We start from the raw sequence: 12,018 nt of genomic DNA, 5'->3' as shown, positions 1-12,018 counted from the left end.
ATACCATTATAAGAACTCTTCGCCGCCGCCGCCGCCGAGCATGATCTCGCCAGAGTCAGCCAAACGTCGTGCCACCGATAAGATTTCTTTTTGGGCCGTTTCCACTTCACTAATGCGCACCGGCCCAAGGGCTTCAAGATCGTCAATAAGCATCTCAGCGGCTCGCTTAGACATGTTCTTAGTGATTTTATTTTTGAGCTCTTCGTCAGCACCTTTAATCGCTTTAAGTAGAGAGTCTTGTTGCACTTCACGCAAGATAGCTTGAATCGCTCTGTCATCCACGTCAGCCAAGTTATCAAATACGAACATAAGATCTTGAATTTGCTGGCTCATTTCTTCGTCTTGCTCACGGATAGCATCCATCAACTGACCTTCGATATTCGTATCGAGGTAGTTCATAATATCTGCAGCTGATTTCAAGCCGCCCATTTTAGCTGCTTGGGTACCCGCTTGACCGGCAAACTGTTTCTCCATAATTTCATTCAATTCTTGTAATGCAGCAGGCTGAACTTCTTCCAAGTTCGCCACGCGCATCATCAAGTCTAAGCGTACTTTCTCTGGGAACTGTGACAGGATTTCAGCGGATTGTTCAGCATCTAGGTAAGACATAACGATAGTTTGGATCTGCGGGTGTTCATTTCGAATGATACTGGCAACTTGTTTGGAATCCATCCATTTCAATGAATCTAGGCCCTTAGCGCCACTGCCCATCAATATCTGATCGATTAGATTAGCAGCTTTGTCTTCACCTAACGCAGCGGTTAGTGCTCGCTTAACGAAGTCTTGGCTTTGGAAGCCTATGGTGCTGTAATTCTGAATTTCTTCAATGAAGTGTTTATGCACAGAGGTAATCTTGGGCTGTGTCATATCATCGATTTGTGCCATTGCCTGACCCAATTTCTGCACTTGCTTAGGCTCAAGATGCTTTAAAATCTGGGCGGCATCTTCTTCAGACAAGCTCAACAACAAGATGGCGGCTTTATCTACGCCTTCAAGTTTGCCGACATCGTAACTACTGGATTCAACTATTTCATCAGCCATAACTTAACCTATTCGTCTTGTAGTAGCCAACCTTTGACTACTTGGGCAGACAATTCTGGCTCATTCGCCACCAATGCTCTTACTGCTTTAAGCACATCTTCATCTTTGTGTAGATCAGGCAACATTAACGACCCGTCAGCGGCAAATCCTACTTGACCTTCGTCAAACTCTTGGGACAGCATGCTAATGGTCTCATCACCTAAATCTAGTGCACTGTCTACATCAAAGTCATCACCTTGCGTTGTATCTTGAGGGTTTATCAGACGACCCAACATAGGTCTGACTAAGGCAAATATTAACACAATTATGATCAACGCACCCGCAGCAACTTTAACCGTCTGTGCAAACCAATCTTCTTTGTAATAAGGTACTTCAACTGGTACATAATCATCATCTTTGCTAAATGGGATACTGACTACTTCCAAGGAATCACCGCGGGTCACATCGAAACCTATACCACCTTGGAGTAAACGACGAATATTGAGCAGCTCTTGCTGAGCGCGGGGATTGGTAGTCACTGTGCCATCTTCAGCAGTAGCATTAATATAATCGACCGCCACAGACACACTTAACCGTTTTATGATCCCCGTTTGCTGCTTGGTATGACTAATCGTAGTATCCAACTCGTAGTTTCGCGTCTCTTCTTTGGAATTTCTGCCCGGTAAAGCCGCAGCGCTGCTCGCCCCACCAGCTTGTTCAGGAATGGTTGAATCCAATGGTGGTTGATTGGTAAGTGCACCGGGGATACCCGCAATAACACCGCCTATACTGTTTTCTTCCACTAACATTTCACTGCGCACCGCGGGCAAATCAGGATTATAACGACGCTGAGTTTGTTCCACCGCGGTGAAATCCATAGTCACATCCGCCTGTGCAGTGTAATTTCCCAGTCCTAACACTGGAATCAATATGGAGTCTATCTTTTCTAAATAGGCCGACTCCCGCTGTTTTTCCATTTCATATTCTTTACGAGAACGGGCGGAAGCGGCATCTTGAGAGCCAGAGTTGAGTAGGCGACCATTGCTGTCGGTAACCGTCACGCGATTTGGCTCCATCCCTTGTACGGCAGATGCTACTATATCTACTATGGCATCCACCTCACGGGCTGAAATTGAACTGCCTCGCGCAGATGTCACGACAATAGTTGCGCTGGCTTTTTTCTCGCGGCGGGCAAATACATTTTCAACCGGCATGGCTAGCAGTACTTTAGCGCGCTTGATGCCATTGATTTCTTCAATGGTTCGGGCTATTTGTTGTTCTCTGGCGTGCTTTAAGCGTTCTTTTTCCACACGTTGGCTGACTCCGAAACCCATGTCTTGCATGATAATTTCTGAGCCTTCGATGGTAGATGAGGTAGACAGACCCTGACGAGTCATATTTAGTTTAATGGTTTTATAGTCGCTTTCTCTAACAAAAACCACACTGCCTTCTAATTTGTAATCCGGATAATTAGCGTCAAGATAATCAAGGGTTTCGATCAGCTCAGGGGTTTCCATTTTTCCCAGCGGTCGATAATTTGGCTCTTGTGCCCAAAGGACAATAAATATTGCAATTGCAATACAGATAACCAACGCAACCACTATGGTTAATTGGCGCATCAGGTCCGCACTGCCTATCGCATCCATGAAACCGGATTTTTGCTCCATCTCAGAAGAATCTGAGTAGGCATCGTTATCACTAATTGCGAGATCTGTACTCGTTGCCTCAGCCACGTTTTATCCTCTTACTGATTAGACTGGCATGTTCATGATTTGCTTGTAAGCTTCCATGACTTTGTTGCGTACCTGCACGGTGGCTTCAAAGGCAATACCGGATTTTTCTTTCGCTATCATCACATCTGCCAAACTCAGTGATTTATCACCCATTTCAAACTTGATTTGCTTATCTTTAGAATCAAGTTGCATGTCATTTACGGTATTGATTGCACTACCTAACATTTCAGCAAAGTTTTTCGAAGATGGATTGAATTCTGCTTGCGGGGTTAATGGTCCAATTTCCATTTTGGCACCAGAAGCCATCGCTTGCATTTCTTGATACAAAGATTGTGCTTTAATTTCCATGTGATTCTCCGAGTTGAGTTGGTTAAAGTCTTAAGACGTCAAATAACCGAACAACTAGCTGTAGGTTTAGTGTTATTGAAGAGACTAAGCAAGTGGAGTGCCAAATATTAATAATCTATATTAATCAGTTAGTTATATTGGACGCCATTTATTTGACTAGCGTAGCTGTGGTACGCAAGCTAAATAACAAAAAAGCCGCAAGAGCGGCTTCTAGGCAATATGGATTGGCAATGGGCAACTTAAGCGGGCAATTCGATACCCACTTCGCGCATTTTAGCCAGTTTGTATCTTAGCGTGCGAGGGCTGATACCCAGACGTTCCGCCACATCTTTGCGACGTCCGTTACACGACTGCAAGGTATCTAAAATAATCTGGTGTTCTTGTTGGCGCAACTCACTTCCCAGCTTACTTTCATCTATTTCTGTCAGCCCTGGGCTATCGTGCATTTGAGCCTGACCAGATTCCACTTCAATCATTAAATCTGTGGCTTCTATACTTTGGCCATCAGTTAAGATCAGCGCCCGTTGAATAACATTTTCCAGCTCTCTCACGTTGCCAGGCCAGCTATGTTGCATCAATTTACTGCGTGCTGATGCGCTCAATACCGGCGGGTTACCCGCACCAGAGAAGTGGCGCTCTATCATATGCTCAGCTAGAGGCACAATGTCGCCAGCGCGCTTGTCAAGTGGATGCCACATGAGTGGAAACACATTGAGTCGGTAGTATAGATCCTCTCGAAAACTGCCACTTTCAACGGTTTGACGTAAATCGCGGTTACTGGTAGCGATGACTCGCACATTAAGGGCAATGGTCTTACGTCCCCCTAAGCGTTCCACTTCTTTTTCTTGTAATACACGAAGAAGCTTAGCTTGTAAGGCTAAATCCATCTCGGTAATTTCATCTAATAATATACTACCACCTTGGGCTTGTTCAAATTTGCCGGGGCAAGCTTGAAGCGCACCAGTAAAGGCACCCTTTTCATAACCGAACAGGGTCGCTTCTAACATGTTTTCGGGGATCGCGGCGCAATTAATCGCTATAAAGGGCTGTTCGCTGCGATTGGATTGATCATGTATATAGCGAGCTAATACTTCCTTGCCTGACCCACTTGGGCCCAGCACCATTACAGTAGCGTCTGATGTGGCTACCTTTTTCGCCAATTCGAGTAGTTTACGGCTGACCGGATCCGCGGCAATTGGATTACGTGATTCAACCTGTTGAGCCGGGGCGTAGCGTCCAACTAAATTTAATAGTACTTCAGGGCTGAAAGGTTTAGATAAATAATCTGTAGCACCGTCTCGCATCGCTTGAACTGCATCGTCAATGGTGGCGTAAGCTGTCATCAGCAAAGTAGGCATGTTGGGAAACTTATTCTTAATACTTCTGAGCAGCGCTAAGCCGTTCATATCACCCATTTGAATATCGCTGACAACAAGATCGACCTGCTGTGTACCTAGTTTGATCATGGCCTGTTCAGCACTATCGGCCTCAATAACAGCATAACCACCTAGCAAAAGTGTATCGACTAACGCTTCTCTGAGGCCGGCATCATCTTCAACAATTAATATTGTAGTTTGACTCACAATTGCTCTCCTAAAGATTGTATTGAGGATTGGGCTTGAACAGCCTGATTGTCTATATGCATCGGCAGTTGCATGGTGAAGCACGCCCCTTTGCTAGCACAGTTGTGAACACTGACAGTGCCGCCATGTGATTTAGCAACGGTCGCAACCACCGCAAGTCCCAGCCCAGTACCATGACTTTTTGAGGTGAAAAAGGGTTCGAAAATATGCGGCATATTGTCGGGTTCGACGCCTGGACCATGATCCACCACTTCGATAAATACTGACTGAGCTTCACTGTAGGCACGTAATTGAATATGTGGTGCGTCTTTTTGCACTTGTATTCCGTTATGGATTAAATTCTGTATTGCCCCGACCAAGGCCGGTTTATTGCCTAATATGCGGCCAGAATTTTGTGAGGTTTTTATGCTTAACGTTGCATTGGATTGGCTTAACATGTTTTCTGATGCTTGATATACGTCGTTAAACAAAGTGTCAATGTCTAAACTCTGCACCACTTGTTGTTCGCCGCTTTTAGCAAACAACAGCATGTCATTAACCTGTGACTCCAAATCTTTTAGTCTTAGGATCAACTTTTCACTGAAGCGTGTTCTGGCGGCGTCGGTTAACTTATTACTAGCTAAATTGGACGCATATAACAATGCTGCCGATAAAGGCGTTCGAATTTGGTGGACAATAGATGCGACGGTTTTACCCAAAGAAGATAAACGCTGCATATGTCCGATTCGTTGCTGCAATTGTCGTGTTTCGGTAAGATCCGTTAGCACAATTAATTGGCCAGGCTCTTGTGTTAAAGGCGTAATGGAAAGCTTTACTTTCCGGCCATCGTGCAAAGACACTTCATGACCATCATCCGCCTGCGGCTTAAAGGAACGACTGATGATCATTCGCCATTTCTGACCTTCCAGTGGCTCACCGAGTAAATCTTTGGCAACGGCGTTGGCTTGTTTGACAATACCTCGTCCATTCACCACTACCACACCGGCTGGCATCACTTGCAACAAATGCTCTAAGCGGGTTGCCTGAGTTTGCAATTGTTCAAACTCTCGCAAAGATACATTTTTAGTATCGGATCCGCGGGTATCTGTGGCCTCTACGCTGCTAAAATCAGCGCTAACAAGGATATTGTTAAATGACTCACGTAATGCATTACCAAGCGCCATACTTTCCTCACGTCAAAAAATACTAAAAATCAATCTAGTGAGGGAATAGCATATCGCATGCCAAGTATTTTATATTAAAAATCAATACGTTAACGGGATGGTAATGGCAAATAGTGCCGTCAACAAAATGACGGCGAGGCGTTTTAGTCTCGGGTAATATTGTATTTACGCATTTTTTCAACCAAGGTGGTACGTCGCATCCCAAGGGCTTCAGCTGCTCTGGCGACTACACCATCTTGTTGATCCAATGCTTGATTAATCAGGTTGATTTCTAGATCCGACAGATACTCTTTTAAATTGATCCCATCGGATGGAAGCTCTGAGTTCAAGGTAAATTCGCTAGGCATAAAATTGGCTGGATCTGCGCCGCTGTCAGTTGCTTCCGACTCTTCGTTCGAAGCATCGGCAAACATAGCGATAAGGGCTTCCCGTTCGAGCAGCTCTTCAGGATAATCTGGTTCAAAGTTATCGCCGTTGGTATATTGATATTTATGCGGTAAATCTTTAACGTCTACTACTTGGTTTGGAAACAGGATCAGCAAACGTTCGACTAAATTGGACAATTCGCGAACATTGCCAGGCCACTGATGTTCTACCAAAGAATTAATCGCATTTTCAGTAAATCGAATTGTTATATCACTTTCGCGTTCAAAGCGTGAGACTAATTCTTGTAACAACAGCGGAATGTCTTCTTTGCGCTCTCTAAGCGCCGGACTCTCAATAGGAAAAACATTCAGGCGATAATACAAGTCTTCTCGAAAAGACCCTTCCGTAATCATCACTTCTAATTCACGATGAGTCGCAGCCACAATTCTCACATTACACTTAATCGGCTTAGTACCGCCCACTCGCTCATATAATCTTTCTTGTAACACCCGCAGCATTTTAACTTGCATTTGCAGGGGCATATCACCGATTTCGTCTAAAAACAGCGTGCCATTCTCAGCTAATTCGAAGCGGCCTTTACGAGAATTAATCGCACCGGTGAAGGCGCCTTTCTCATGGCCAAAAAGCTCACTTTCCAATAATTCTGCTGGGATAGCCCCACAATTAACCGGAATAAACGGGCCGTCACGACGCTCAGACAAGAAGTGCAGGTTGCGCGCTATCACTTCTTTACCTGTGCCGGACTCGCCTAACACCAAAACGTTTGCATCTGAACTAGAAACTTGTTCTATCAAATGCCTAACATTCTGAATTTCATCACTTTTTCCGACTAAACTACGAAAAAGCTTAGTTTTACTTGAGACATTATGATTGGAAGGGCGTTTTCGGACATATTCTTGACAACGATGAAGCATCTGGGTCATCACTGGATACACCACAGGCTCAGCTAATTGTCCGACAATATTACTGCGAAACTCCAAGGTTGTATCTGAATTACCGATTGCAATAAAAGGCTGAGCGGGAAACTTACTAACCACATCATCAGCCAACTCGGAGGACTCAATATCGATGATCACCGCATCATAGCTGGCTTGCGCCTTTAATGCAGTGAGTGCTTGAGAAAAGCCAACAGCAGTGCACTGTTCACCTAGAAAAGACAAGATTGTCTTGAGATTATACGCGCGCGTGGTCTGCTCGCTGATAATCAGAATTGTGCTCATCTTTTCCCCAAGATTATTTATTATTTATTTTATACACACACTGATTTTAAACATTCGTTGCCGGATAGCAACAAACAATCATAGGCTTTAGCGATAAATATCAGTCAACTGCACAAAATAAAAGCAACCGAAGCTGCTTTTATTTGCGAAGCCGACGAAAAATTTGTTAACTCAGTAGGGAAAGAACTTGACCTTGTTGCTGATTTGCTTGAGCTTGAACAGTTAATGCAGCCTGACCTTGAATACCTGTAGCGATACTATCACTAGTCGCCTGGGCAAAATCAGTGTCTTGCAAACGACTACGGGCTGCAGACAAATTGGTGTCTGCCTGACTTAAGTTTCGAGCGGCACTTTCAAATTGATTTTGTGTCGCGCCTAGCTCAGCACGAGTCTCACCGACTAGTTGCTGCGCGTTGTCGGCAATTTCAAGGGCTTCTTCAGCGCCTTGGGTGGTAGATACATCAAGGTTCAGCACACCTTCTAACTGGGCTGCGAGGTCTTGGGTATTAACCCCTATTTGTTGTCCTGGATTGGCACCAACTTGAAAATCGATGCTACCTTGTTGACTCAATAAAGGCTGACCAGCAAAATTGGTTTGCTCGATAGTTTGGCCGATATTTTCTTGCAATTGAGATATTTCAGATTGCAGTGCACGTCTGTCTGCAGACGTTAGAATACCGTTGCCCGCTTGTACCGACAGTTCGCGGATACGGTTTACATCATTATTTATCCCAGAAAGCCCGCCTTCAGCGACTTGTGTCAAGGACACACCGTCATAGGCATTGGATATGGCCTGTCGGTTACCTTCGACTTGAGAGGTCAATCGATCAATAATTTGCTGCGCAGAGGAATCATCGGCAGCCGAATTTACGCGCTTGCCAGAAGCTAGCTTCTCTAGCAGACTATCCTGCTTCTTTTGAACTTGCTGTAACAGCGAACTATTGTTGCTGGTATCAAGGTTAATCATATATTTCCCCTGTTAAGTAACTAAAAGTATAGCAAAACTTAGCTTAAAAAGTAAGCACAGCTAACAACACCTATGTATACAAATACATACTTTAAGTACCATTCAAATACATAGCTTAAATACCATCCAGTAGTACAGCAATGGGTAATTGGATTTCTTGATAGGTTAATTCGCTAGAATACCCTATCAACTTAACCAACTATATAACTTTCAAACAACCAATCAAAGGGTTAATCACTTAAGCTTCAGATGATTTTGTCGATAATATTTAGTATGGTGTTATGTGACCTTAATCTATGTGAGTAATGATGAAATTTTCAGCCGCTGTTCTGACTAAAATCGGTAATCCACTCGAGTTAATAGATGCGATCCAAGTCCCTGTTTTAAAAGTAGGACAGGTTTTAGTTAAAATCATCTATTCAGGTGTATGTCATAGCCAGCTAATGGAAGCTTCAGGAGCCCGAGGTCAAGATCGATACTTACCTCATATGCTAGGTCATGAAGCCACTGCTGAAGTCTTAGATGTTGGCCCAGAAACGACTAAGATTAAAGCCGGTGATAAAGTTATCTTAGGCTGGCTGAAGGGAACAGGCATCGACGCCGGAGGTACTGTCTATCAATCACCAATAGGGAAAATTAATGCTGGTGCAGTGACCACATTTAGTCAGTTGAGTGTGGTTTCTGAAAATCGCTGTTACCTACTTCCAGACAATATTAGTTTGCGAGAAGGCGTTCTGCTTGGCTGTGCATTACCGACTGGCATGGGCATGGTTAACAATCAAATTAATTGCCAACCTGAGCATAGTATTGGTGTCTTTGGATTGGGTGGTATAGGCATGTCTGCATTGATTGCAGCGGTTAATTGTCAAGCAAAACTTGTCGTAGCCATCGATACAAATGAAGACAAACTTAAGCTCGCTAGAAAGTTAGGGGCCCATGTTTGCATCAATCCTATGGCACAAGATGCTAGTCGAATAATCGCTGAGCAGACTTCCGGGAAGTTGCTTGATTTCATTATTGAAGCCGCTGGAACGTGCAGCACAATAGAACAAGCTTTTTCTGTGATAAATAAAAACACTGGCAAATGTATCTTTGCTTCACACCCAAAACATGGCGATAAAATATGTTTAGATCCCTATGATTTAATATGCGGCAAAAAAATAGAAGGCTCTTGGGGCGGGCAAACCGATCCTGAAATATTCGTTCAACAAGTAGCACAGCAGCGTAATCATGATTCACTGAAAGAATTAGTTTCTAATACTTATCACTTACAAGACATTAATCAGGCTATGGCTGATTTAACGGCTCAGAAGGTCCTTAGAGCGATTGTTGCAATGGAGTCAACCCTATGAATCAAAAGCTTGCATCTATTGCTCGTATAAAATTCCTGAAAGAACAAGGCAAGCGCATTAGCTTTGTATCGGGTAATTTTAATATCATTCACCCAGGTCACTTGCGCTTTTTGCTGTTCGCTGCAGAACAAGCTGAAGTTCTAGTAGTAGGGTTGTATGATAAACATGACTCTATAAGTGCCTATTTTGAAAATGACGAGCGCAGCCTAGCCCTGCAGGCGTTAAATTTTGTTGATGAAGTAATAGTCGTCAATGGCGATAGACTGGATGTAATTGCACAATTGCAACCTGATGTGTTAGTGAAAGGAAAAGAGTTTGCTGATTCAGATAATCCAGAAAAAGATATTGTTGAAGCCTATGGTGGCAAGCTTATTTTTAGCTCTGGGGAAAAGTTGTTTTCTAGCCGAGAATTGCTCCAGCAACAAATTTCCGAAAACAGTAAATTATCGCAAAAGTTACAGAAATTCCATGAACGTTACGACTTAAATCGAGATACTCTCAGCCGATTCATTGACTCTTTTAGCCAACTAAAAATTGCCGTGTTAGGTGACATTATCGTTGATGAGTACCAAGAGTGTCTCGCTATAGGAATGTCGCAAGAAGATCCGACTATTGCGGTCAGCCCACTGGAATCTTTTCAGTACTTGGGTGGAGCAGGAATTGTAGCCGGACATGCATCTAGTTTAGGCGCTGATGTAACATTCTTCAGTTTGACCGGCAAAGATAAACATGCGGATTTCGCCCGCAGCAAATTAGATGAATACGGTATTAACGCTATAATTGAACAAGATACATCGCGTCCTACAACCCATAAATTGCGCTATCGTGCCAAAGATAAAACCTTATTACGGGTCAATAGCTACCGCCGACATGATATTGATGCTCCACTTATCACCAAATTTGTCGAAAAATTTAGCCGTCGGGTGGCCCAATTCGATCTCGTTATATTTGCCGATTTCAATATGGGCCTGTTATGCCCTAAACTCGTCAAGAAAATCAGTCAAATATGCAAAGAGCATAAGATTCCGATGGTTGCTGATAGTCAAACCTCATCACAGGTAGGGGATTTAGCCAAATTCAGTGATCTATTGTTAACCACTCCCACAGAAGTGGAAGCCAGACAAACCACTCAAGATGATTCAAATGGCTTAATTCAAGTATCAAAAGATTTAGCCGAAAAGCTCAGCGCACAAAATGTGATTGTTACATTAGGTGCAGAAGGGATATTAATTCGTCATTTGAATTCCCAAGGAATACTAGATACCGATAATCTTCCTGCTTTAGCCGACAGCGCTATTGATACCGCCGGAGCAGGAGACGCTATGTTCGTCACTACAGCTTTAATGCTCGCATCAGGAGCGAGTATTTGGCAAGCAGCATTTGTAGGCAGTGTGAGCTCCTCCATACAGGTAAACGTGCGCGGTAACATTCCAATTACCAAGCCCGCAATTTTTGAAAAAATGAGTAATTTGCTAGGATGAAAGTAGTATTATTAGCCGCTGGCGAGGGGACTCGTTTGCGTCCGATTACCAATACCATCCCCAAATGTCTAGTCCCGATTAATGGTGTGCCGCTACTCGACTTTTGGCTTAACGCGCTGGCTCCGGCCGAATCAGTCAATCAAATTTACCTTAACCTGCACTACTTAGCAGACAAAGTAGTGCGACATATCGTGAGGAATTGGAACCATCTCGATAACCTATATTGTTGGCACGAAGACAATCTTTTAGGCACTGCTGGCACTCTTATACGCAATGTTTCACAACTAACTGAAGACGACGTGATGGTGATCCATGCTGATAATTTATCGGTCTTTGATATGGACGATTTTATTGCTGCTCATAGAAATCGACCGAAGGAATGTGAAATCACTATGATGTTATTTGCCACAGATACACCCCAGTCATGCGGCATCGTCGAAGTAGATGCCCATGGCGTAGTAACCAACATGCATGAAAAAGTCGCTAATCCACCTGGGAATCTGGCTAATGGTGCTGTCTATATTTTTTCTAAACAGGTAATAGAAACACTTAAATGTAGCGCGATCACTGATATCAGCACTGAATTATTGCCCAGCTATTTTGAAAAAATTTTTGGATGGGTCAATCAGACCTATCACCGTGACATAGGTACGCCTTCGAGTTATACACTCGCCCAGCAAGAAATTAAAAGAGTATTGAATAAAAATTGATATCGGATTGCCAATCCTTCTCAATCACCTATTGAAGTGGATATCAACTTACGC

General features: G+C 43.6%; 10 protein-coding genes. 3 read left to right on the top strand and 7 right to left on the bottom strand.

The genetic code is table 11. The features are described from left to right. Positions 1-6: 6 nt before the first annotated feature. From fliG to QR722_RS06055, 7 genes are all read right to left on the bottom strand, one after another. Complete coding sequence (fliG, locus tag QR722_RS06085) at positions 7-1,041, bottom strand: flagellar motor switch protein FliG (RefSeq protein ID WP_286286222.1); 1,035 nt, start codon at positions 1,039-1,041, stop codon at positions 7-9. An 8-nt stretch (positions 1,042-1,049) separates the two neighbouring features. Then, on the bottom strand, positions 1,050-2,753 hold the full coding sequence (fliF, locus tag QR722_RS06080; protein ID WP_286286221.1) for a flagellar basal-body MS-ring/collar protein FliF: 1,704 nt from the start codon (positions 2,751-2,753) through the stop codon (positions 1,050-1,052). An 18-nt stretch (positions 2,754-2,771) separates the two neighbouring features. Beyond that, positions 2,772-3,101, bottom strand: a complete 330-nt coding sequence (fliE, locus tag QR722_RS06075; protein ID WP_286286219.1) for a flagellar hook-basal body complex protein FliE — start codon at positions 3,099-3,101, stop codon at positions 2,772-2,774. Positions 3,102-3,340: 239 nt separating this feature from the next. Next, on the bottom strand, positions 3,341-4,684 hold the full coding sequence (locus tag QR722_RS06070) for a sigma-54-dependent transcriptional regulator (RefSeq protein ID WP_286286217.1): 1,344 nt from the start codon (positions 4,682-4,684) through the stop codon (positions 3,341-3,343). Then, positions 4,681-5,847 (bottom strand): sensor histidine kinase, encoded by a 1,167-nt coding sequence (locus tag QR722_RS06065; protein ID WP_286286215.1) that lies wholly within the window; start codon positions 5,845-5,847, stop codon positions 4,681-4,683. The genes QR722_RS06070 and QR722_RS06065 overlap by 4 nt, the downstream gene beginning before the upstream one ends. 143 nt (positions 5,848-5,990) lie before the next feature. After that, positions 5,991-7,454, bottom strand: a complete 1,464-nt coding sequence (locus tag QR722_RS06060; protein WP_286286213.1) for a sigma-54 dependent transcriptional regulator — start codon at positions 7,452-7,454, stop codon at positions 5,991-5,993. 166 nt (positions 7,455-7,620) lie between these two features. After that, the gene (locus QR722_RS06055) at positions 7,621-8,421 is read right to left on the bottom strand and encodes a flagellin N-terminal helical domain-containing protein (protein WP_286286211.1); all 801 of its coding nucleotides are present in this window, start codon (positions 8,419-8,421) and stop codon (positions 7,621-7,623) included. A gap of 305 nt (positions 8,422-8,726) precedes the next feature. On the opposite strand from QR722_RS06055, the gene QR722_RS06050 reads away from it, so the two are divergent. The 3 genes from QR722_RS06050 to QR722_RS06040 are packed head-to-tail and all read left to right on the top strand — an operon-like array spanning position 8,727 to position 11,964. Further along, a complete protein-coding gene (locus tag QR722_RS06050; RefSeq protein ID WP_286286209.1) occupies positions 8,727-9,773 on the top strand; it encodes a zinc-binding dehydrogenase in 1,047 nt (348 codons plus the stop codon). Next, complete coding sequence (locus QR722_RS06045; protein ID WP_286286207.1) at positions 9,770-11,254, top strand: PfkB family carbohydrate kinase; 1,485 nt, start codon at positions 9,770-9,772, stop codon at positions 11,252-11,254. The genes QR722_RS06050 and QR722_RS06045 overlap by 4 nt, the downstream gene beginning before the upstream one ends. Continuing rightward, positions 11,251-11,964, top strand: coding sequence for a nucleotidyltransferase family protein (locus QR722_RS06040; RefSeq protein WP_286286205.1), 714 nt, complete (start codon positions 11,251-11,253; stop codon positions 11,962-11,964). Before QR722_RS06045 ends, QR722_RS06040 begins: the two co-directional genes overlap by 4 nt. Positions 11,965-12,018 lie beyond the last annotated feature (54 nt).

The organism is Aliiglaciecola sp. LCG003, assembly GCF_030316135.1.
Classification (GTDB): domain Bacteria; phylum Pseudomonadota; class Gammaproteobacteria; order Enterobacterales; family Alteromonadaceae; genus Aliiglaciecola.
The sequence above is the reverse complement of the archived record's forward strand: the minus strand, read 5'-3'. Positions and strand labels throughout refer to the sequence as shown.